This is a genomic window from Nostoc sp., assembly GCF_036917275.1.
Classification (GTDB): Bacteria; Cyanobacteriota; Cyanobacteriia; order Cyanobacteriales; family Nostocaceae; genus Nostoc.
Map to the genome: position 1 here is coordinate 62,383 of NZ_JBALDF010000022.1, position 24,311 is coordinate 86,693.

The 24,311-nt window shown below is 43.0% G+C and carries 17 protein-coding genes; 9 read left to right on the forward strand and 8 right to left on the reverse strand.

Annotated elements, in window-relative coordinates; translation table 11 throughout:
* Positions 1-26: 26 nt before the first annotated feature.
* Positions 27-1,202, reverse strand: coding sequence for an AI-2E family transporter (locus tag V7K35_RS08250; protein WP_335077906.1), 1,176 nt, complete (start codon positions 1,200-1,202; stop codon positions 27-29).
* Positions 1,203-1,311: 109 nt separating this feature from the next.
* Between V7K35_RS08250 and V7K35_RS08255 the strand changes: the two genes are divergently transcribed.
* Both V7K35_RS08255 and V7K35_RS08260 read left to right on the forward strand, forming a co-directional pair.
* Positions 1,312-1,737: a hypothetical protein gene (locus tag V7K35_RS08255; RefSeq protein WP_442939704.1), complete on the forward strand. Its 426-nt coding sequence runs from the start codon at positions 1,312-1,314 to the stop codon at positions 1,735-1,737.
* Between the two features lie 286 nt (positions 1,738-2,023).
* Positions 2,024-3,448 carry an LCP family protein gene (locus V7K35_RS08260; RefSeq protein ID WP_335077908.1) on the forward strand — a complete coding sequence of 475 codons (1,425 nt, stop codon included), beginning with the start codon at positions 2,024-2,026 and terminating at the stop codon, positions 3,446-3,448.
* A gap of 223 nt (positions 3,449-3,671) precedes the next feature.
* Here the strand turns inward: V7K35_RS08260 and V7K35_RS08265 are convergent, their stop codons facing one another.
* From V7K35_RS08265 to V7K35_RS08280, 4 genes are all read right to left on the reverse strand, one after another.
* Positions 3,672-4,745, reverse strand: coding sequence for an anthranilate phosphoribosyltransferase family protein (locus tag V7K35_RS08265; protein WP_335077910.1), 1,074 nt, complete (start codon positions 4,743-4,745; stop codon positions 3,672-3,674).
* Between the two features lie 85 nt (positions 4,746-4,830).
* Positions 4,831-5,778, reverse strand: coding sequence for a LysR family transcriptional regulator (locus tag V7K35_RS08270; protein ID WP_335077912.1), 948 nt, complete (start codon positions 5,776-5,778; stop codon positions 4,831-4,833).
* A gap of 299 nt (positions 5,779-6,077) precedes the next feature.
* Positions 6,078-7,376 (reverse strand): HEAT repeat domain-containing protein, encoded by a 1,299-nt coding sequence (locus tag V7K35_RS08275; protein ID WP_335077982.1) that lies wholly within the window; start codon positions 7,374-7,376, stop codon positions 6,078-6,080.
* 17 nt (positions 7,377-7,393) lie between these two features.
* Complete coding sequence (locus tag V7K35_RS08280) at positions 7,394-7,807, reverse strand: QcrA and Rieske domain-containing protein (RefSeq protein WP_335077915.1); 414 nt, start codon at positions 7,805-7,807, stop codon at positions 7,394-7,396.
* 519 nt (positions 7,808-8,326) lie between these two features.
* On the opposite strand from V7K35_RS08280, the gene V7K35_RS08285 reads away from it, so the two are divergent.
* From V7K35_RS08285 to V7K35_RS08315, 7 genes are all read left to right on the forward strand, one after another.
* Positions 8,327-9,874: a ferredoxin--nitrite reductase gene (locus V7K35_RS08285; RefSeq protein ID WP_335077917.1), complete on the forward strand. Its 1,548-nt coding sequence runs from the start codon at positions 8,327-8,329 to the stop codon at positions 9,872-9,874.
* 322 nt (positions 9,875-10,196) lie between these two features.
* Positions 10,197-11,699, forward strand: coding sequence for a NarK family nitrate/nitrite MFS transporter (locus V7K35_RS08290; RefSeq protein WP_335077919.1), 1,503 nt, complete (start codon positions 10,197-10,199; stop codon positions 11,697-11,699).
* Positions 11,700-12,238: 539 nt separating this feature from the next.
* Positions 12,239-14,455, forward strand: a complete 2,217-nt coding sequence (locus tag V7K35_RS08295) for a molybdopterin oxidoreductase family protein (RefSeq protein WP_335077921.1) — start codon at positions 12,239-12,241, stop codon at positions 14,453-14,455.
* Between the two features lie 399 nt (positions 14,456-14,854).
* Complete coding sequence (locus V7K35_RS08300; protein ID WP_335077923.1) at positions 14,855-15,307, forward strand: phosphate-starvation-inducible PsiE family protein; 453 nt, start codon at positions 14,855-14,857, stop codon at positions 15,305-15,307.
* Positions 15,308-15,689: 382 nt separating this feature from the next.
* A complete protein-coding gene (locus V7K35_RS08305; protein WP_335077925.1) occupies positions 15,690-16,142 on the forward strand; it encodes a nitrate reductase associated protein in 453 nt (150 codons plus the stop codon).
* A 394-nt stretch (positions 16,143-16,536) separates the two neighbouring features.
* A complete protein-coding gene (locus V7K35_RS08310; RefSeq protein WP_335077927.1) occupies positions 16,537-17,139 on the forward strand; it encodes a DJ-1/PfpI family protein in 603 nt (200 codons plus the stop codon).
* Positions 17,140-17,590: 451 nt separating this feature from the next.
* Entirely contained in the window at positions 17,591-18,970 is a 1,380-nt protein-coding gene (locus tag V7K35_RS08315; RefSeq protein ID WP_335077929.1) for a PrsW family glutamic-type intramembrane protease, read from the forward strand.
* Between the two features lie 325 nt (positions 18,971-19,295).
* Here V7K35_RS08315 and V7K35_RS08320 read toward each other — a convergent pair whose 3' ends face one another.
* From V7K35_RS08320 to V7K35_RS08330, 3 genes are all read right to left on the reverse strand, one after another.
* Positions 19,296-19,943 carry a hypothetical protein gene (locus tag V7K35_RS08320; protein ID WP_335077931.1) on the reverse strand — a complete coding sequence of 216 codons (648 nt, stop codon included), beginning with the start codon at positions 19,941-19,943 and terminating at the stop codon, positions 19,296-19,298.
* Positions 19,944-20,092: 149 nt separating this feature from the next.
* Complete coding sequence (locus V7K35_RS08325; RefSeq protein WP_335077934.1) at positions 20,093-21,682, reverse strand: CHAT domain-containing protein; 1,590 nt, start codon at positions 21,680-21,682, stop codon at positions 20,093-20,095.
* 139 nt (positions 21,683-21,821) lie between these two features.
* Positions 21,822-24,101 (reverse strand): protein phosphatase 2C domain-containing protein, encoded by a 2,280-nt coding sequence (locus V7K35_RS08330; RefSeq protein WP_335077936.1) that lies wholly within the window; start codon positions 24,099-24,101, stop codon positions 21,822-21,824.
* Between the last annotated feature and the right edge of the window lie 210 nt (positions 24,102-24,311).

Sequence of the window (24,311 nt, forward strand, 5' to 3'; positions counted from 1 at the left end):
TTGGAGAGTATTTTGAATTTTGAATTTTAGGGTAATGTCGCTTCAGAAATACTCAGAGTGTTGTTGGCATCAGCTTTCAGGGACTCGTTTGCTGCAACGGTTGCAGTTATTTCCCCAGTGGCGATGTCTTCCGTCTGACTGATTAACCCTCCAGGACGCAGGGCACTTAAAGCAGTCTTAATCACAACAGCTGTAGGTACTGCCACAATTACACCCAACAGTCCGCCAATTCTTGCCCCTGTTAAGACTGAAATCAAAATCCAAACTGGATTTAAACCAGTAAAACTGCCTAAAATTCGGGGGGCAATTAAGTTTTCGAGAATTTGCTGTACAATTACTGCTGCTATCAACACTCTCACACCCATTGAGAAATCTTGTAGCGCTACCAATAGTGTAGTTAAGGCGATGCCTACAGAACCGCCAAAGGGGACGAGAGCCATCAGGCCAATAGTTAGACCAAATAGCAGCCCAAATGGCACTTTCAGCCACAAAAAGGTAGGAATGAGGGCTGATGCCATGCAAGTAGACAAAATCAGCTGGGTGATGAAGAAGTTTTGGAAGCTGAGGCGGACTGTTTTGGAGAAAGGATCGCGAAATTTATTAGGTAGCCATTCCACTAAACTTTGCCAGAGTTCACCCCCATGCTGTAAAAGGTAGAAAGTCAAAACCATCGTCAAGAGAATATCTAGGAGACTCGTGACTGTAACTACCGCCAGATTTAAAACTTGTCCAGCGATCGCTTGTAATTGTCCCTTGACGCGATCATTGATTTGCACTACCAGAGCATCGAGATTAATCGGTAAGCCGAAAGTCTCGGCTTTTTCGTTTAATATCATTAACTGGGAGCGTCCAGAGTCGATCAACTCTGGTAAACGAGCCACCAGTTGTTGAGCTTGGGTAAGGGCCAGCGGAATAAGTGTAACACCCAACGCCAATAAAATTGATAAAGCCAAGAGAAATACTAGGATAGCGACTTGCTCTCGCCTAGCACCTTGATGCTCCATCCAGCTCACGGGGTAGTTGAGCAGAAATGCTAGCACTGAGGCTCCAACTAAAATGACTATGAGAGAATGGAAATAATTAAAAAATACCGAAAGTGCCCAACCATTTAGAACTAGCAGCGGTAGGAATAACGCGATCGTTACGATTCGCGCTATTGGTGTGAATGTTTGCCACCAGTCGAGTAGCTTGCGTGTCTGCATTTTGAGCTGATTGCGGGATAGAACTAAGTTAAATCTTTCTTTACAGCTTATTATCTCTGACTATATGAGACTTATTCATCCTTCTAATTTAGGAGTTAGACTAACCTACATGGAAAATTTTGAACCGAAAGAGAATAGGGAGTGGAGACAAGGGGGACAAGGGGACAAAACCATACCCGATGCCCGATGCTCCATGCCCAAAACACAGTTGCTTTTATATTTGATTCCGATCATCGGCTTTTTTCCATCCTTGTGGACTCTCTATCGGGGCCAGGGTAGTCGGGAACAACTTGCGATTAGTCGTTTGTCTATTACTTTGGCGCTTACTTGGCTGTTGGGATATCTATTATTATCTACCGGTGCAGCAACTTCAGATTTTTTAACGCTACGTCTATTTATCCTCAATAGCTTTCTCACATCAGGTTACTTTTTAGTAAGTGTCTGGTTGATTTTGCGCCTGATGCAGGGCAAATCTGGGCGTTTACCAGGGTTTAATACTTTAGCAGAACGAGTGCTGGGTAAGTATTTATCTTAATTTTTGCGGATGCTCCTTTTCCAGTATTTTTACTTATTTCCTAAAAAAATCTGGTTGATTTATCTATATATCTAGTCAAATCCAGTTTATTATTGCCATACTTCAGTAAAACATCTCTAGATTGGCCCAAAAGAAGGAAAAATGTTGCTATAAGTGTTGTGGTTGACACTACATTAAAAAAGTTAGCACTGATAATTAAGAGTTAGCTATTATGGGTTGATTTGTCTGCATGTTTTTAGTCTGCAAATTTACCGAATTTGATTAGTGAGTAAGTGTGAGGAAGTCTGTGACCATTCAAAGAAGTTCGGCAGAAGAAAACCAGTCGGGAAAAGCCTCTAAGTCCAGTAAAAAAATTTCTCAGAACTCGAAATCAGGACGTTGGCTGTGGTTTTGGGTAGGGATGAGTGGTATTGCTATGGTGTCAGCAACAGCAGGGGCGCTTTTGGCGGTGTCTTTAACCAGTACGCCTTTGCAACAAGCCCAGCTAAGTCCAAAGGATGAGGCGGCTTTTGATGGCGATCGCATCTCTGGAAGTGGGCTACGATTTTCACAATTAACTCGCCCAGTGAATCTCTTAGTTTTGGGGATGAGCGTACTTCCCCCGGATATCCAAAACCCTCCCCCAGAAACCAAAAACCTCAAATACCAGCCCCAGGTAAACTCCTTTGATGGTCTTTCCGATGTGATGCTCTTGCTCAAATTTGATCCAGAGACGAAAAAAATAATCATGCTCTCCATTCCCAGAGATACCCGCACAGAAATAGAGGGGTATGGAGTGAAAAAAATTAATGCTGCCAATGTTGACGGTGGGCCAGCTTTGACTGCTAGAACCGTCAGTAATCTCTTAGGTGGGGCGGGAATTGATCGCTATATCCGAATTAACGTTCTGGGAGTTGCCAAGCTAATCGATGCTTTAGGAGGCGTAACAGTCTACGTCCCCAAAGATATGAAGTACCAAGATGATTCCCAGCATTTGTACATCAATTTGAAGGCGGGTAAGCAGCATCTCAACGGCGATAAGGCATTGCAATTGCTGCGTTTCCGCCATGACGAACTTGGAGATATTGGCCGGATTCAGCGGCAGCAAATGGTTATGCGTGCTTTGATGGATCAAACACTCAACCCAGCTACTGTGGCTCAATTACCTAAAGTTCTTGATGTAGTGAAAGACCACATTGATACCAACTTGACGGTTGAAGAGTTGTTGGCGCTTATGGGTTTTGGGGTGCAGACAAATCGCTCTAATATGCAAATGTTAATGCTGCCAGGTCGCTTTAGCGAGAAGAATGAGTTTGATGCTAGCTATTGGTTGCCCAACAAAAATGGTATTGCCAAACTGATGGCTCAACACTTTGGGTTGGAATCAGAACAGGAACAGCAGGCGACTGCAACTGATCCGCGCTCTTTACGTGTAGCAATTCAAGATAGTACAGGTGGCGATCGCTCTAATCTCCAACCATTAATTAGAGCCTTGGAAAAATCTGGATATCGCAACATCTATGTAGCCAAGGCATGGGGTGAACCTCTAGACGTAACTCACATTGTCGCCCAGCAAGGAGATGGTGACACTGCCGAATCAGTTCGCAACACTTTAGGATTTGGCGAAGTGCGTGTGGAAAGTACTGGCAACCTCGGCTCGGATATCAGTATCCAAGTGGGTCAGGATTGGTTGCAACAAAAATCTATTTTAGAGGAGTCGCTGACCAAATAATTACTAATTTGTAATTTGTAATTAATAGGACTTACGCACGGGTAACGGAAAACGAACCACAGAGGGCGCAGAGAAGCCAGTGCGTCCTTGCGGTTCCCCGACTTGGAGCAACTGGCGCGTTACGAAGGAATGAGAGTTTGAGAGGGTTTTTGCGTAAGTCTTAATTAATTAGAAGTATGTTGACACCCTAAAGTGATCAGATCAATGTTTCTAACTGAACTGTTTACACTGGCACAAATGCTGCTGACAGTGAATTTACTACCTGGTTGAGTTCTTGAAGTTTAGCTGCTACCACACCATTGGTTAATAATTCTTCTGCCTTAGCTAAACCCTTTGACATATCTGGACAAATACCACTCCGCCATAAGTAAAATCCGCCATTCCACAAGGCTGTTTGCATCAATTCGCCTGGTTTACCTGCTAAAACCGCCTGAATATCCGCCATTAGTTCTTCAGTAGTTCCAAGGGGTACGTTCTTGGTAGTAAAGCCGTAATCACGCGGTACGAGATGCAATCGTTCTACCTCTTGGGATGCTACGGATGAAGATAAGCTGATGATCGCAGTGCGATCGCGCGGTAAGTCGCAACTACCTTCCAATCCTTTCACTAATGTAAATTTTGTTACTCCCCGCAGCCCCAGAGCTATCTGAAACATCCCTTCTGTCGGCGGATGCACAAACCCAGCAATTACGTGAGCATTCCCAGCATAAGGACACCATATTAGCTCCATTGTTGCCAAAGGCGGACGCTTGCCGAGTTGGTCGCGATACTCCCAAATGCTTTTAGTTAAGGGGAAATGCTGAGGTAGATAAATAAAGCCGATTCCCGTTTGCTCAAACACCTGCTGGGTTTTTGCTAGTGGTAGCGTAGTCCAATTGACTCCTAAACCCTGCCAAATCTCTATTAGGGGTAAACCGTATTTCGTTGGGAGGCGATCGCCACCGTGCATTACCACTGGTTGTCCAACTGCGGCGAGTAGTAAAGCTGTTACAGGACTAATTGGTGCTGTACGTGTTCTGCCATCATAAGGTATACCAAAAGCGATCGCTGGTCGTCCAGAAACCATTGGTTGTAGTTTTGGCCCCAGTTCATCATAGGCATCCAACATTCCCGCTAACTCTTCCCCCGTGGGACGCTTGATTCGATGAGCAATCAAAAATGCTCCGATTTGGGCTGGTGTCGCTTCACCTAGCAGCATCATTTTTGTAGCGGTGGCTGCTTGGGCGCGAGTTAAATTTTCAGATGTGTGATTTCCGCTACCTACTTTTTGCAGGAATTCCCTAAATACATTGCTCATTTGTCCTTTGTCCTTTGTCCACTGTCATTTGTCCATTGTCCTTTCTGAAAATGACTAATGACTAATGACTAATAATTAATCACAGTTAAGAAGCCGATCGCTGCTGATCAATTTGTAATGGTATATTTTCGCGCACGAGTTGCCAAAAGTGGTTAATAGGGGGGATTTGGAGCCGATCTTGAGTTGTTACCATAACTACCCGACGAGTCAAACTGGAACCATCTCCTAAACCACTAGTATTATTGCTGGCTAAGGAACGAATCGCCAGGGTAGGGTCTTGGCGTGCTTCTACTAATGCTGATTGAGGTAGCAAAGCTATCAGTTCTCCTTGGCGTACCACTCCCCGGAAGGCATCTAGGGTATTTACCTCTAAAGCTGCCTGGAGTTTAGCTTCCATTCGCTCAAATCTATCTTTTATTAAGCGCTGCATCCCATAACCATCTTTGAAAACCACTTGAGGATAGCGAATTAGCTCCGACCAAGGGATGCATTCATATTGGGCTAGTGGATGATTGGCTGCGGTTAGAACTTCTATAGGTTCATCATAAAGTACTTCTACTACCATTTCTCTACCAGTGGTTAAAAAGCGATTATTCATCACAATTGCTAAATCCACCAATCCATCTTTGAGGACTTTGAGGGCGCGATCGCTTCCCAATGAAGTTACGCGCAATTGCACATCTGGATAATCATGACAAAATTTTTGCAACACTGGTGGTAAGTAAGATCCACAAACAGAGTGAATCGCGGCAATGCATAGTTCTGGCTGCTTTCCGGCGATTAAATCAGCTAATTCTTCTGTAGCTGTCTGCCACTCTTGGCAAATTTTGCGGACACGGGGTAGTAAACATTCACCTCCGAGTGTCAATTTTCCATGACTTGTTCTGTGAAACAGTTCTACACCTAAATCTGCTTCCAATGCCTGGATTTGGCGACTAATCGTCGATTGGGTGACACCACATGTTCGCGCTGCTTGTTGAAAGCTACCGGTTTGGGCGATCGCTAGAAAGGCTTGCAACTGCTCTAGGCGCATTTTTATGTAGCCTGAATTACATTTATTGGTTTCATTAAGTTAACGGATTTTTAACCAAAGTTTGGTAGGGTTTGTTACAGGTCTTTTCCTGAGATTTATATTTGTGTAAATTAGGTTTTACTGCCTTTGTCGTCAATTATCACTTATACCAATTTAATGTGAAGCTGCACTAAATAAGTAACTCTCTATTCTTGGCGCTCTTGGCGTACTTGGCGGTTCGTTTAATATTCTGTGCATCTTTAGACAAAATTGGTATTAATACTGAACGCACACAGATAGCGCATACTCTTTGAAAAAATTTACCATTCAGCCAAAGCGATCGCTATTCCTTGCTGTAAATCTGGTGTGAGTGTGGCGTTATTTGCTAACTGCTGCAATTGTTGATGTGCGGCTTCCCTATCCAGATTTTTCAGTGCAGCGATCGCATGTAGTCTCACCGATGCATTAGAATCAGCTAGCAGCGAAATCAATGGTTCAATAGCTTGCATTTCGCCTAACTGTCCTAAAGATAAAGCGATCGCACAATTGATGCTGGCAATCTCTGTGGCTGAATGTTGCGATTGCAGTATTTGCAGTAATATTTCTGCGGCTGGTGTAGTTTGCGGCTTTTGCACTCGCCCCAAAACTGTGACAATTTCTTGCCAAAGTGGCTCGGATGTGATTTGGTTAAATGCTGTTTGTAAATATTCCAAACTGGATGGCGTCCCCATCCAACTTAAAGCGCGAATGGTTTCTAATTGCAGCGTTATCGATGTATCGGGTGAAATCAGCAAATCAAATAAGTATTTGGTAGCGTCATCACCACCCATTCGAGAAAGGGCAATTGCGGCTGCACAACCAACCTCAAGGTTAAAGTCGTACAGCTTAGGTTGCAATCTCGTTACCAAATCTAATGCTTGGCGTAAGTCGGGGCGAAAACCTAAACCAAGCACTGCTGCACGCCTAACTGTGGCGGCTGTATCATCTAAAGCGTTTAACAATACTGGTGGTACACGTTCGTCATGAAAACTGCTAAGGGCTTCAATTACGGCGACACGAATTGCTGCTTGTGAATCTTGCACTACACTCAATAGCGGTGCAATGGTTTCTGGCTGCGGAATACAAGAAAGCGATCGCACTGCTAAAAGCCGTGTATCTTCTTGTTTTAGGAGTTCAGAGAGGGCAGCTATCGCAACAGTACCCATTTGCCCCAGTGCTGTAGTTGCGATCGCTTTGAGTTCTTCATCCTCATCGGTTTTCAACAATTCTACCAAGGGGGCGATCGCTTCAGGGTGCTGAAATTCTCCCAAAGTCCGCGCTGCATACCAGCGTAATTCTTCTTCTGCATCTTCATCTTTTAAGATGTCAATGAGTGGTGGGATGGCAATTTTCCCCAAGTGAGTCAGCACTTTGGTAATTTCCCAGCGTTGTTGAAAATCTCCCATCTCTAACATTGAAAGTGTTAATGTCAGCAGATATTCTTGATTTTTAACTATCTCTGGATGTTTAGAATCTGTCCCTAAAATTAATTGTTGTAAATATTGAATTACTGATGACCAATCAGCTGCATCGTATGCTGTTCGGGCTTGCACCAAAAGCTGGTTGATATTACTCACGATACCCTGAATTGTATTGTTTAACTTGGCTTGACTACAACTGAATTACCCTCAATCTTGGCGGCGTAAGTTTTAAGCGCTTCTGTAGCTGGCCCTTTTTGGACTTTACCATCAACCCCAAATTCCGAACCATGACAGGGACAAGCGAATTTTTTTGCCTCAGCTTTCCATGCTACGGTGCAACCTGCGTGAGTACAGGTAGGGTTAACAGCTGTCAGATTTGCAGCTTTAGATGTGCCAACTACCAACACAGGCCCAGCAGGTGAGTTTTTAGCCAGCAATTGGCCAGTCTTATCTAATTCTGCCGAGGTGCCTACTGTTTGCCAATCCCCGGATGCTGAAGTTGTTTGAGAAGAACAGGCTGCGATCGCTACTGGTAGACAACTCGCTATCCAACCCAAACCTACCCAATTAATAAAATCACGACGTTTCATAGCTGTTGAAATAATATCTAAGTTTTAGTTAACATCTGCCACTCAATTTTAGATTTTGGATTTTGAATTAATCTATGGCAGTCCAAAATCGCTTCAGTTATTTCAAATACTCTTCATCAAAGGCTTTTTGTGGCTTATTTAGTGACTTTGATGCAAAAAATGCATAGGTTTCATACTTTTTCAGCAATTTTACCAAAAAATCGTAACATTTTATACGATTTTAACAGAAATCTCCCTTTAACTTATGAGTATCGAAATTGTTACATGAACAGTATCTAAAGCTGCTTGACAAATTTTCCAAATGTAAATAACGACAAGTTTTCTTTAATTAATCACGGATTGGGGTTTCGCTTTGGAATGCTCTTAAGTAAAAATAATCAACCGTAAGCAAATAAATATTAAGTTTTTATTCCTAAACCCTCGTAGATACAACACCTGATGGAACTACGGGTTGGTTGATGTTGGGTAATTATCACCACAAATTATCACTATATTCAGTAATTTGCAACGAACAGACTCATGACAGACACAGCAACTACCACCAGCCTTAATAAGTTTGAGAAATTAAAAGCAGAAAAAGATGGACTCGCCGTCAAGGGTGAGATAGAGAAATTTGCTGCCCTCGGCTGGGAAGCAATGGACGAAATCGATCGGGATCATCGATTCAAATGGGTGGGTGTATTTTTTCGCCCAGTCACTCCAGGCAAGTTTATGATGCGGTTACGGATGCCCAACGGTATTCTCACCAGCAGTCAAATGGGTGTTTTAGCCCAAGTGGTGCAGCGCTATGGAGATGATGGCTGCGCTGATATTACTACCAGACAGAATATCCAATTACGAGGGATCAGAATTGAAGATTTACCAGATATTTTTAATAGATTTGACACAGTTGGTTTAACTAGCGTTCAGTCAGGGATGGATAACGTCCGCAATATCACAGGCGATCCTGTGGCGGGGTTGGATGCAGATGAGTTGTACGACACACGAGAGTTGGTACAGCAAATTCAAGATATGATCACCAACAAAGGGGAAGGAAACCCAGAGTTTAGCAACTTACCACGGAAGTTTAATATTGCGATCGCAGGTGGAAGAGACAATTCAGTTCACGCCGAAATCAACGATTTAGCTTTTGTTCCAGCATTTAAGGAGGGGACTGAGCAAGAATTTTCAATATTTGGCTTTAACATCCTTGTGGGTGGCCTTTTCTCAGCTAAACGTTGTGAGGCGGCGATTCCTCTAAATGCTTGGGTGGCTCCAGAAGATGTGGTAGGTGTATGTAGAGCGGTTTTGGAAGTCTTTCGTAATCATGGGCCACGTGCTAATCGGCAAAAATCGCGGCTGATGTGGCTAATTGATCAATGGGGTTTAGAAAAGTTTCGAGCAGAAGTAGAAAACCGTTTGGGTAAATCATTGTTACCCGCAGCAGCAAAAGACGAAATCGACTGGGAAAAACGCGACCACATCGGGGTATATAAACAAAAACAACCGGGATTAAATTACGTAGGCTTGCACATTCCCGTCGGGCGACTGAATGCGGAAGATATGTTTGAAATCGCACGTGTAGCACAAGTTTACGGCAGTGGTGAGATCCGCTTCACAGTTGAACAAAACATCGTTATTCCCAATATTGCTGAATCGCGCTTAGAATCATTTTTAACAGAGCCTTTGCTGGAAAGGTTTTCCATTGAGCCAGGTTTGTTAATGCGATCGCTTGTTTCCTGTACAGGCGCACAATTTTGCAACTTCGCCCTGATCGAAACCAAAAACCGCGCTCTGGCAATGATTAAAGCCTTAGAAGAAGACTTAACCTTCACCAACCCAGTGCGAATTCACTGGACAGGTTGCCCTAATTCTTGTGGACAGCCCCAAGTTGCAGATATCGGCTTGATGGGAACTAAGACTCGCAAAAATGGCAAAACCCTGGAAGGCGTTGACATATATATGGGTGGCAAAGTCGGCAAAGATGCTCATTTAGGAACTTGTGTTATCAAAGGCATACCATGCGAAGACTTGCAGCCAGTATTGCAAGATTTACTAATCAAAAACTTTGGGGCCAAACCCAGGTGAGAAGCCTCAGTAGTTAGTAACTGTTGCTTATCGGCGGTATTAGTCAAAGGCTTAACGTTCAAGCTTTAAGACTTAACGTTCAAGCTTTAAGACTTAACGTTCAACCTTTAAGGCTTAACCTTCAAGCTTTAAGGCTTAACGTTCAAGCTTTAAGGCTTAACGTTCAACCTTTAAGACTTAACGTTCAACCTTTAAGACTTAACCTTCAACCTTTAAGACTTAACCTTCAACCTTTAAGACTTAACCTTCAAGCTTTAAGGCTCAACTTCCCCCTGCTCCCCCTACCTCTTCTCCGTATTTTATCCAATTTAGATAGATTGAAATGCTTAAAAATTTATTTTCATTCAGCGATCGCTACCGAATTTTACATCAGACTTGGTTTGCTTTTTTTCTCACCTTTGTTTGTTGGTTCAACTTTGCCCCCTTCGCTACAACCATTGGCAGAGAATTACATTTAGCACCAGAGCAAATCAAAACTTTGGGCATCTGTAACCTCGCCCTCACAATCCCCGCCCGATTAATTATTGGGATGCTTCTGGATCGTTTTGGCCCCAGAATCACTTATTCAATCTTGCTGATGTTTGCGGCTATTCCTTGTTTAGCGACAGCGCTAGCACAAGATTTTAATCAATTAGTTTTCAGTCGTTTGCTGATGGGAATTGTCGGCTCTGGGTTTGTTGTCGGTATCCGCATGGTGGCAGAATGGTTCCAGCCGAAGGAGATGGGAATTACTCAAGGCATTTATGGCGGTTGGGGCAACTTTGGGGCTTTTGGTGCAGAGTTTGTATTGCCGATACTTGCAGTTTCTACTAGCATTTTCGCTGGTGGTGCTTCTAACTGGCGGTTAGCGATCGCACTTACAGGGATTATTGCAGCTATTTACGGCGTAATTTATTACAACAGCGTCCAAGATACACCCGCAGGTAAAGTCTACAAGAAACCTAAAAAGAATGGTTCTCTGGAAGTCACTAGCATCAAAAGCTTCTGGGCGATGATTGTCTCGAATTTTGGTTTGATTTTCGCTTTGGGTTTATTAGCTTGGCGCTTAGAACAAAAGAATATTCGCTTCTTAACTTTGAGTCAAATGTATCTGACTTGGTTGCTATTAGCAGGATTGTTTGCTTATCAAAGTTACAAAGCTTGGCAGGTAAACCGAGAACTTCTAATTGGCAAAAAAACCTATGCTCCATCTCAACGCTTTCAATTTGGTCAAGTAGCTTTACTCGAATTCACTTACACAACTAGCTTTGGCAGCGAACTGGCAGTTGTTTCTATGCTCCCAGCATTTTTTGAGAAAACCTTTGGTTTAGAGCATGTTATAGCTGGGATGATTGCTGCTACCTATCCCTTCCTTAACTTAATTTCTCGTCCCAGTGGTGGTTTAATTTCTGATAAATTCGGTTCGCGTAAGTGGACAATGACAATTATCAGCGCTGGTATTGGTGTTAGTTATTTCATGGCACATTTCATTAATAGTAACTGGCCGATTCCGCTAGCGATCGCAGTTACAATGTTTGCCGCTTACTTTGCCCAAGCTGGCTGCGGTGCAACCTACAGCATCGTACCCTTAATTAAAAAGGAAGCTACTGGACAAATTGCCGGTAATGTGGGAGCTTACGGTAATTTTGGCGGCGTGGTTTACCTGACAATTTTTAGTTTAACTGACGCATCTACACTATTTAGCACAATGGGTTTAGCTGCTATAGTCTGCGCTTTCATGTGTGCCTTCTTCCTCAAAGAACCAAAAGGCTCCTTTGCTGCTGTTTATGAAGGTGAATTATCAGTAACTGCAACTGAAAACCCTACTTTTTTAGCGGAAGAATAGATTTATTGCATAAATCAAAAATAAGAATCCCACCTTGTTTTTGATTTACATCGAAGTCTCCTCTCCCCGTTTGCCTACAGTGTGTCTTGATCTACAATGCCAATGTATCGACCTGTAATAATTAACCCACCCTACGCAGTAGTAATAGGACTTACGCAAAAATCGCCCAAAAGCTTAATTTGTCGAACCGCCAAGACGCCAAGAACGCCAAGAGTTCGTAGAGTGTGCGTAAGTCCTAAGTAAATTGGGTTGAGGAAGGAATTCAACAATTAGCGTTTAATTTTGGGATGAGAGGAGGGAAACCCAACTTATAGCGCTTCTCGGTTTATTGGGGGGAGAAATAAATCTAGTTCCCTCCCCAATATATCGGGGAGGGTTAGGGTGGGGTATTTTTGTCCCTCACCAACTCGCAATCTGCTGTATATCCTTAACCCAAGCGTTATTGATATGTTTATCCAGAATTGGCGTGCAACACAGGAATTTCTGAAATCGCTACATCTGAAGTTGCACAACCAAAATAACAAAATAGTATAACTGCCATGAGTGAATTTATCAAAACTCTCTGTCCTTACTGTGGTGTTGGTTGTGGTTTAGAAGTTTCACCCCCAGCCCAACATGGCAAAGCAACTAATCGAGATAGCCAAGGAAATCCAAATTGGCGGGTGCGGGGCGATAAAGCCCATCCATCCAGTCAAGGTATGGTTTGCGTCAAAGGTGCGACGATCGCGGAATCTTTAGATAAAAATAGATTACATTACCCAATGGTGCGAGACTCCTTAGATCAAGAGTTCCGGCGGGTTAGTTGGGATGAAGCCTTTAATATAATCACGCAGCGCATTCAAACTGTGTGCTTTACCCAAAGACCAGAAGCCTTATGTATGTATGGTTCCGGTCAGTTTCAAACTGAGGATTATTACATAGCTCAGAAACTCATGAAAGGGTGTCTGGGTAGCAATAATTTTGATGCTAACTCTCGCTTATGTATGTCTAGTGCTGTCGCTGGCTATATTCAAAGCTTTGGCTCAGATGGCCCCCCATGCTGTTACGATGACTTGGAGTTAACTGACTGTGCATTTTTAATTGGTACTAATACAGCTGAATGTCACCCCATTGTTTTTAATCGACTGGAGAAGTATCACAAAAAGAATCGCAAAGTCAAAATGATTGTGGTTGATCCCCGTTGCACACCAACCGCAGAAGCCGCTGATTTGCATTTAGCGATTCGTCCCGGTACAGATATCGACTTGTTAAACGGCATCGCTCACTTGTTGATGCGCTGGAACTACATTGATACCATGTTCATGGACGATTGCACCAGCAACTTTCCCGCTTATGCTGAAGTGATTCGCCACTATCCCCCAGAAATAGTAGCTAATCAATGTGGAATCAGCATTGAAGATTTAGAAACAGCAGCTCGCTATTGGGGTGAATCAGAGCGAGTATTGTCTTTGTGGTCAATGGGTGTGAATCAATCCTCAGAAGGGACGGCTAAGGTCAGAACTATCATTAACCTGCACCTGATGACTGGACAAGTTGGCAAACCTGGCGCTGGCCCTTTTTCCCTCACTGGTCAGCCAAACGCAATGGGAGGACGGGAAGCCGGAGGTTTGGCGCATTTATTACCAGGTTATCGGACGGTGAAAAATCCTCAGCACCGCGCAGAAGTTGAGGAGTTTTGGGGACTCAAGCCAGGAAAGATTTCGCCCAATCCCGGTTTGAGTGCTTGGGACATGATTACTGGCTTGGAAAATGACGCTGTAGAGTTATTGTGGATTGCAGCTACAAACCCAGCTGTAAGTATGCCAGATTTGGAGCGGACGAAGAAGGCATTATTGCGATCGCCTTTTACCATTTACCAAGACGCATATTATCCCACAGAAACTTCTGCCTACGCTCACGTTTTGCTACCAGCAGCGCAGTGGGGTGAAAAAACTGGTGTGATGACAAACTCCGAACGAGTGGTAACTCTGTGTCAAGCATTCCGCCAACCGCCAAGAGAAGCTAGAGCAGATTGGGAAATTTTTGCAGAAGTTGGACGAAGGTTAGGTTTTGAGAGAGAGTTTGCTTTTGCTAACTCTGCTGAAGTTTATGCCGAGTTTGCTAAACTAACTAGCGATCGCCCTTGCGATATGACGGGTATCAATCACGCGCAATTACAATCGCAAGGCCCGACTCAATGGCCTCATCCTGAAGAAAGCAGAGGAGTAGGGGAAGTAGGGGGAGAAGCATTTGCCGATCGCTCTGGGAAACGGTTATACACTGATTTGCGCTTCCACACCCCTGATGGACGCGCTCGATTTGGGGCATATTACTCAAAGGGATTGGCAGAACCAGCAGACCCAGATTATCCGTTTGTGCTAACTAATGGACGCCTTTACGGACACTGGCATACGCAGACGCGTACCGGACGGATTGAAAAAATTTGCAAAATGCATCCCGAACCTTTTATCGAAATTCATCCTCGTGATGCGGCTAACTTAGGTATTGTAGATAAGCAGTATGTAGAAGTGCGATCGCGTCGAGGGAAAGCTAAGTTTCCGGCAAAGGTGACAAAAGCGATCGCGCCTGGTACAGTTTTTGTCCCCATGCACTGGGGTTCGCTATGGGCAGACAATGCCGAAGCTAATGCCCTCACCCATCCCGAATCTTGTCCTGATTCGCTGCAACCAGAATTAAAAGCCTGTGCAGTGCAGCTGATACCAATTTCTGTGCAAGTAACAGTCAAAGATTATCAACTCCAGTCCTCACAATCGTAAGCTTTTAAGTGTACCGCTCAATAAATAATTTCTAACCAGCAATAGGTAATTTAGTCAATAATCAATAGTCAATAGTTATTATCATTTTTTCTGACTATCTAATTTTGCCTGTTACCAATTACTATATCTAAAGAGGTTATACCAATTTAATGTGAAGCTGCACTAAATGAGTAACTCTCTATTCTTGGCGCTCTTGGCGTACTTGGCGGTTCGTTTAATATTCTGTGCATCTTCATACAGAATTAGTATTAAATATCTCGTAATAAGAGGTTTTACTAATATCTATTTTAGCTATGGATAAAGAATAAAAAACTTACAAAGTTTTAGCAACTCCTCGTTTTTTAATCCTTTAGATTTATCTATAGGATTTTCTTTTATTTGAGAATTGGGTGCAGCATTATGAGAAAGCTACTGAGGCAAATTAGAGAAACTACCAAAGATGAGAACTTCATGCACATCATCGAAAACATAGAAGTGCTAGTTTCTAAAACTCTATCTATTTTCATGGTAATTGTAATTCTGGTAGCGATCGCAGATTTAGGAATATTTATTTTAAAAGAGCTATTTACAGCGCCTTATGCAAGGTTTAACACAACATTGTATAAAATTTTTGGGCTATTTTTGAATGTTTTAATTGCTTTAGAAATCTTAGAGAATATCACAGCTTATTTACGAAAACACGTTTTTCAAGTTGAATTAGTTATTGTCACATCTTTAATCGCTGTTGCCAGAAAAATTATTATTCTTGACTTAGAAAAAGTTCCAGGTCTTGATATAATTGGTTTAGGAATTGCTATTCTTGCCCTCTCAATTAGTTATTTAATAATTCGTCTAAGTAATTCTAAAAATTGACGTTAAAAATAAAGATGTAACCATCTGTTTCAGGCATCAATATAGTTAGATATAGCAGTCCTAAATCATTTGTGAAAATTATATGTCTCTTTCTTCTTTCTTCCCTTTGCGTCCTTGGCGTTCTTGGCGGTTCGTTTCATTATCTACATTTTTCACAACTCAGATAGGATTGCTATATAAGTTATAATAAGATTTTTGTCTATAACATAATATAGTATACTTGATACTTAAAATTAGCATAAACTGTATTTTGGACAAATAATTAATGTGCGATCGCTAGAAAAGTATTATTTTTAATTCATAATTTATATAAATGAGATATAAAAATTATCGATGATTAAAAACCCTTAATTTTGAATGCTCAAATTTTGAATACTTACTTATGGCAGATTTCTTTGAATTTGAAGCAGACTTTGTTGATTCCCTGCGTTGCATCCCCATGCAGGTGCGTTGTAAATTAGATACTTGTGGCATCAAGCTAAAATTGTCTGATTGGAATCAAATGACTACAACAGAGCGTCAAGCTTTAGTCGAATTACCTTGCACTACAGAAACGGAAATTCAGTCTTACCGCGAGTATATCCAGCAATTAATTTTACAACGCACGGGTCTAGCAACTACAAAATTGCCCATCGAGCCTCATCCTGCATGGCTAGACTCTGCCACTGTACCACCTAGCATCCAGGAAAAAACTCAAGAAATAGGTGTAACGCTGACACAGCAACATTGGGCAGCTTTAACGCCCTTACAGCGTTTTGCCTTGATTAAACTCAGCCGCCCCGGACATGAAAATAAAAACTTTCCTAAAGCGATCGCAGAATTCCATCTGCTTTAATTAGTCAATAGTCATTAACAGAACAAATCTGTAAAATGAATTACACTTTGTTAACTTGCCGCCCTTAAATGATACATTACAGCATAGCTAGTGCCGTAATGTATCAGAAATTACCGCATAGGCTAACGTTTAACATAGCTGACTCTAAATTAATATTTACTTTTTGAAGAAGAATTCAGAAGTCAGAATTCAGGAGTCAGAATCAATCAGTCAGGGATTCAGACCGCGCAGGAATTGAAGACCACCAAATTTTCAATTTGGTGGGGGTGCAAAAACGCCGATTATTCATCCGCCAGTCATACAGAAAACATTGCTGAATTCTGACGACTCACGCCTCTATTCTGTTCGATAAACAACTATTAACTATTGACTAATAGGTGAGGGTAACAAAAATATGGCTGCAAAAAAACTTTTGATGCTTATTGGGGACTATGTAGAAGATTATGAAGTAATGGTTCCTTTCCAGGCGTTGCAAATGGTGGGACATACTGTCCATGCAGTTTGCCCCGACAAAAAAGCTGGCGACAAGGTGCGGACAGCAGTTCACGACTTTGAAGGAGACCAGACTTACAGCGAAAAACCCGGTCACAATTTCACTTTAAATGCTACGTTTGCAGAAGTAGAAGCGGCAACCTATGATGCTTTAGTCATTCCCGGAGGACGAGCACCAGAATATATCCGTCTGAATCAGCAGGTGCTAGAAATTACCCGTCACTTTGCCCAAACGAATAAACCGATTGCTGCCATCTGCCACGGCTTGCAGTTATTGGCTGCTGCTGATGTACTGCAAGGCAAGAAATGTACAGGTTACCCTGCTTGTAGCCCAGATATCAAGAGTGCTGGAGGGATTTATGTCGATATCCCTGTTAATCAGGCAATAGTTGATGGTAACTTGGTGACAGCACCAGCTTGGCCTGCTCACCCCCGTTGGCTGGCAGAATTCCTCACAGTACTTGGAACTAAGATTGAACACCCAGAACTGGCTACAGTTGTTTGAAGCAAGATACGGGAAATCTTTTGATTCAATCTTCGGAGCAATTTCTTTCACTACTCCCTGCCCCGAATCAGCTTAGTCAATTATTAGTCGCAAAAACAACAGACAACAGACAACTGAAAATCATATAGTTTTTTGATGAAACTATATGCAGTAAAAACTACTATTTTTTGATAAATTGCCGTGGGTTTAATTTGCAACTAGAATGTCAAGAGTACAGCACCGATACAATCTGATTTATCCCCCTAGCAAGCCAGGTTGAGGAGAAACTCTCAGCAAATGGAATACTTATTTACATTAGGTGAAACAATTTGAAATTTTGCATCAGAAATTTTAAATTTCTTAGCAGGAAGTGAAGCTATAGTGGATTTAGCAATGCTGCTGTTAATGTGGCTAAGGTTAGTCCTGCTGCCAAATTATATGAAGAATTAGTTTAGAAACGCACTTCTTATCGATGACAGGCAAAAACGCAAGACATAATGCATTTCTGCGGCTAGTGTCTGGTAATGGGGCAGCTTTTGAATCAGAATCTCGCTACTCGCTGCCCCCCAGTAAAGAGATGGTAATTGGACGCGACCCCAGCTGCCAAGTTGTCTTGGATGCCATGACGTATCGAATGGTATCTCGTCGTCATGCAGTGGTTCGTCCCCTCTCTCTATCCCCAGATAGCAAATTCAGCTGGGTGCTTTGTGATTTAAATAGCGCTAATGGCACTTATTTGAATGGACAACGCTTGTATGAATGTCAGGAACTGCACCCAGGCGATCGCTTTTCTCTAGGTGCTGATGGTCCACAATACGTTTTTGAGTACGAGTTTACCTACCAAACCCCGGCCACGACAGTTAACCAAGTTACACCATTACCTTCGGCAACAAACTACCACAACCACACACAATTAAAGCAGCCAGATTCTGTTAGCTTCACTCAGCTTTTTCCGATTATTTCTACTGGTAAAGATTTAACTCGTAAAGCTTACCTCATACCGGGAATACTGACCGTAATTTTTGTAGTGCTAATGTTTGCTACAGTTGGTCAGCCCCGAGCTAATCAAGTGATCGTAGCAAGTTACATCGCCTTCGCTGCCTACTATTTTGTTTACCAACTTTGCGGTAAAGAGAAACCTTGGTGGGTGCTAATGGGTGCGGCATTGGGTACAACGCTGATTTTACTCAGTCCGCTGTTGGATTTATTTATCTTTGTGTTTCGCATCCTACCTAGAAGCTTGCCCTTACCCCAAGAATCTATTACCTTCACAGAGTTGCTGGTGCGGATGTTTTTTGGGGCTGGGTTGATGGAAGAATTGCTCAAGGCATTGCCTGTACTAGCGGCGTTTGCCATCGGTAGAATGTTGTCTTCACCTTGGCGGGAACGGATAGGCGTCTGGGAACCTCTAGATGGTATTCTCCTGGGAACAGCTTCTGCTGTAGGTTTCACTTTATTAGAAACTCTCGGTCAATATGTACCCGATATCACTCAAAATGTCGCGCAACAGGTGGGTACAGGCGCTGCTGGTCAACTGGCGGGTTTACAGCTGCTAATTCCGCGAATTTTAGGCTCTGTAGCCGGACACATGGCTTATAGTGGCTACCTGGGTTATTTTATCGGGTTAGCTGTCCTCAAACCCAGTAGAAGTTGGCAAATTCTTTCTATTGGTTATCTTAGTGCCTCTGCTCTCCATGCCCTGTGGAATGCTACAGGATCAATTAATGCCTTGCTGTTGGTAGTTGTAGGGGTGTTATCTTACGCCTTTTTGATGGCGGCAATTCTCAAGGCACGGGCGCTGTCACCGACGCGATCGCAAAATTTTGCTACCCGATTTCTGGGCCCAAAATAAGAGGGGAGGGAGGGAGAAATAATCAATGTCTAATGATTATTGAATATTTATCTCTTAGGATAGATGACCTAGTTTCAAAATTAGCCCACTGTAAATTTATACTGGTATAACTCTACCTAAAAAATAAAAATCATTAAACCTCTTGCAAAAGTCTTGATTTTCGACTCTTTCTTTGCGCCTCTACGTAAGACAAATCAACATCTTTCCAAGAGACGCCTCTGAACAGAGTGAGTACAAAGGGCGGGCTACGCAAATACAGCGCCCGATGAAAAAATTTAGCTTTCTCTACTTTTCTATTCCCTGTCACCTGTCACCTGTTCCCTATTTATGGTTCAGACTGAGACTTGTTGAGTTGAGTAAAAGCACAGTAAGCGATCGCCAAACTAACCTTTGCTTTCTCTACTTCTGATAAAGCTGTCCACTCACTATTGTTAAGATTACTAATCGCAGATGACGCGTTTTGTGATTCGCTACTCCGCATCGCGTAAGCAAAAGGACGAGCTAAAACTAAAAGATCCTCTGTTCCCCAAGTTGGTAGTACTGTCTGAACGCACTCAACCAGTTGCTCACCCATTGATTGCTGGGCAGCAAAAATTTCAGCAGCTTTGGTGGCGATGGTGTTGAGCAATCCTTGGGGGATACAGGCGGCAAAAGTAGTGCGTAATGTTTCTTGAAGATTAAGCACTACTATTTGTTGTAGGTTGCTATTGTAGTCTGGGGTAGAAGCAATACCAGACCAAAGTGTGTCTAGATGGCTATAAAAATCTTGCGATCGCGTTGTCAGTTCTTCCTCAAGCAAATCTTGCATTCCAAACTGTTGTTCTAACTCGTGAAAATAAGCTTCTGACTCTTCATCTGCTGGATTCCAGGGATAAGTAGCATCGTCTGGTTCCAGTAACGCTTCCAATAACTCTAAATCTATTTGAGACGGCAAAGAAGAGTAAGTGTCTGAGCCGTTACTTTTATTAGCCATTTTTCTTGCCTCACAAATATTTGGTGGTATTGACAGCTACAATTCCCAAGAAGAGATTTCCGCAAAAACAATTGATTTTTTATCTATTAAAAATCAATTGTTTTAAAGGCTGATGCTAAAAACCAAAATGCATTTATGCAATAGCTCTGCTAGGAGTTTTCAATAATAAACTCCCAGATTTCACCTCTAGCACTTCCAAACTTTAACTGCATTCCTGATTTCAAAGGGACTTCCTCTCGGAGGATTTGTTGCCAGCCATTAGGTCCTAAAAACCAGGTTGTTCCGTAAGTGGAAAAATCTTCTAAATAATAAGTTCGCACCAGTGTAGCATCAGTAAGAGTGTTGCGGCAGAAGATTTCGGCGTGGCGTTTAGATACTGATGGTTCGGGGATGACAATCTCATTATCTCTCGTGCGGCCGATGCGGGTGACTCCATAAGGCAGTAACCAGGTTTTCCCTTTTGAGGTGAGCGATCGTAAACTTGCAGTCGGAAGCGCGGAACCTACATCAGGGATGGCTGTGTCTGGTAGTTCGGTAATTCCTTCATCCAGATTTTTAATGAGTTCGCCGTCAAAATCTGGATGCAGGTAGAGAACAGGCAAAGTCCAAGCAGGTTGATTAAATTTATACAATGTTAATAACTCTTGCCTAGCCTGTGCTACCGCTTCATCAATTGGTTTGTGCGATCGCAAAGCTTCGGTAAAGGCTTGAATAAAACTGTGGCTTTCGTGGTCAGCGATTTCATCGCGCATCCCCAAAACCGCAGGCACACCATGACGAATAAGTACTTCTGCTAAACTGCTCGCAGGTATAGCTTGATGATTGATAGCAGCTGGTTGTGCGCCCCAACAGGCGTTGAAAACCGCTAGTTTCACACCTGTACGGGTCAATACTTGCGCCAATTCTATCCCATTCAGGGGCATGTCTGGTCGCAAAAATAGTAACCCCCCGTCTGGGTCTGGCAAACCATGTCCAGCATAAAAGAAAACATTGTATGCTCTGGTTTCTAATTCTTGAATCAACTCTTGTGGAGTTGGTTGTATGAGTTGATTCACTATACAAGGTGCATACCTTTGGGAATTACCACCCACAGGCGTATCTGCAAGAGTTTGCTGTAAGATAGCAGCTTCTTGTTCCAGTTCCAGGTTTTCATCATGACCTAAAACCAGCAAGATACTTAAAGCCTGGTCAGTTCGCAAATACTGTAAGGCATCAACTTCACTGCTGGTGCGACTAAAGAGCAAATCTGGGGAGAGAGACATAGCCGATTGACCAGGCTGACGCTGCATAATTTCCCAAGGCAGAGCAATCAGATCCGGATCACGAATTTCTAGTCGAAAGCGCAAACGTGTATTCTTACCCATAGCAATACCGAGACTGCGTTCTAGGCTATTAAGAATTTGCTCGTCGAATACCCAGCGCCATAAATTCATTCCTAAGTGTTGCATCAGACGACTGCTGTAGGGGCTAGTAGTTTGACCTGAAGGTGGTGAAATCCAATCTATGGGCAATGGGTTGGACTTTTGAGATGTTAAGTTTGGGGAAATATCTAGGCGACTATGACCAGCAAACATCTGCTGCCATTCTTGCCAGACTTGATTGACTTCAACAGACCATACACAGTCACGTAAAACGTAGCCACTGGGATATGGAGCCTTGACCACCCAAATGGCGAAGTTGTCAGTGCCAGTGTTTAGGAGACGGGCGATCGCCAAATTCAGGGTATGGCATGAATTCATTAAATTAAAAGCTAAAACAAATAATTTAAAATAACAATTCTTCAAGGTGAAAATTTTCTACTTTTTGACCTTGTAAGTTTTTCATTTTAGTTGTTACCTGTTATTATTCCAGGTTTTTACCAGTTTATCGAGTATTTAACTAAGTTGGACTGGTGTCAGGTGCAGGTGATGGAATCGCTGGTGGTGGGGTGACGGTTCTACATGGATTTGGTGTGTCTGATTGTAAAACTAAGACCCCAAAGGGTTTCAGTTGAGATAAGTCCAGCAATACTGTTTTCTCTGTTGACGGCAAAGGTATTGAATTTGGTGAAATTGAGGAAGTTACTGCTGGGTTAGTAGTATTAGCTGGAGTTTGCGTGCTTTTATTGCCACAGACTCGCATAGACACCGAATTACCAGAAGCAGGTTTGGGATTTGGTTTTGTGTTAATAACTTCTAAAAAAGCTCCAGGGGGAAGCGATTGGTTGTTTCCCAAAGAGATTTGATTGTTGGTTTTAATTACCCAGCCAGGAGAAAGGTTAGCAAGCGATCGCGGTACAGGTGTCGCTTTGATGGTAGGGTTTGGAGTTGTTGTCGGATTGGAAAAAAATGGAAATTGCCATGATTGCGATCGCAGTTGCTTCACGAACAATCCTAAAAAACCTGCTGCTACCACAAATATTAACGGAACTATCAACTGTAGCGGTATGCGAGTTTTAGCAGGCTCAGTGTCTGGAATCACCTGAGTTTTGTGGTTGGGGCGATCTAAAAGTGTCGGAGCTGCCACTCTCGAAGTTAAATCAACAGTTTTGGCAGAATAACTCTCTGGAATGACGACCTTGATCGTGATTTCTGGTTCCCAGTACTGGACTTGATAGTGGACTAAAGCGACGGTGACATTATCGTGTCCATTTTTAGCATTAGCGATTTCGACTAATCTATCCGCAACATCTGCTATACTTGCTTCCCCAACTAAAATCGGCAAGATTTCTGTTTCCCAATATTCTTCCACCCGATCAAAATCACTCAAACCATCAGATGTGAGCAGAAAAACAGCATCTTCGTCGAGCATAAACCGTCCAGATGTAGGATGCAATGAAGTGCTCGGTCCCATGCCCAAAGCTTGAACTAGAGAGCCAGCAGCACTCTGTTGTACAGCCTCACGATAAATGGCATAACCTAGCCGCACCTCGCGGGAAGCAACATCATCGTCGAGGGTAACTTGATAACAGCCGTGGCGGGTAATCCAGTAAGCACGACTATCGCCAACGTGGGTAATGTACATTTCATGAGCAACTGGCAATGCCATTACTAAAGTCGTACCCATGCGTTGACGCCCTTGACGATTTTCACCGTCATTGCGCTGACTAATTTTGTCATTAGCAATTGCCACTGCCTTTTCTAAGTCATTAAGCAGGAGTGAGGGGTCTATGTGGTCATAGGGAACTTTTGTTAGTTGCTGTACCTGCTGCTGGATCGTTTCAATCGCCAAATTTGAGGCGACATTGCCACCCTCGTGTCCACCGATGCCATCACAGACAATTGCTAAGGCTGTTGGCTGGGGTGGTTTGCTGACAATAGTTCCACTGGGTGGGCTACAGGCATCTTCGTTCCGTTGGCGACTTGGCCCAGTGTCGGTTTTGGTGATAATTTTGATCGTGGGTGTTTGCGATCGCCCTAACCCAGCTAGTCCCCCATCTAAAACTGTGATTAATTGATCGGTTGAATTGATCTCTCCCTGAATTAAGGAAAGGCTAACGTGATCAATAAATTCAGCTATGGCTGGTTTGGCATCACTAACCAACTGCTGCCAGAATCCACCTAATTGGGGCAATTCTGGTGATGTTGCGGCGTCAAAACGCAATTCCAACAAACGGACTAATGATCCTTCTACCCGTAATACATAGGAGTCAAGCAAGCTAGAGGCGACACCTTCACTCACAAGAGGTTGCCACAGATGAGCTATCTGCCATAACCAATTGAGTTGGCGCATCGATGTAGCATCACGCCAAGCCGTAGTTAACTCGCTGCCTAACTGCACCTGTTGGATTGTGTCATCTACTAATAGTGGCGGTTTTTCTAAGAGTAATATTTCTTGATTGGGGAGGTCATCAGCTCGAAATAGCACTCCATATACCTGCGGTACGTGTAAACGGTAGGGAATGAGTCTCAGGTAAGCTTTTAAAGGCTGTAAATTATCTAACTCAGGCGTTAGCGCTAATAAACCAGGCTTCGTATCTAAAAGAACAGATTTCTCAAGGACTAAATAGCGATCGGCTAATATTTCTCCAGGGCTACCCACACTCGGGCCATCTACTACAGCCCAGAGGTAATTTTTCGGTAGGGGCGTTGAGCATCGCTGGCAAAACTTGTGAGTCAGGGGGTTGGCAGCCTGACAATTTTCATTTGGACAGTAGAGCGTTGCCGCGTCATTTTCCATAGTTTTCGCACCGATCAGCGATTGGCAATTTCTTTAACAGCATTAGTAGGGACAATCTAGACCGCTCATCTTTCTTAAACTTGACATACCCAGACTTTAGATGATGATTTTAGCTGGTGGATATCAGCAGGTGCAAATACTTACTTATCCAAAAAATACGCTCCCAAGTCAACCCTACAGCCTCATCATAGCTTCTATTGCTCTGTGACT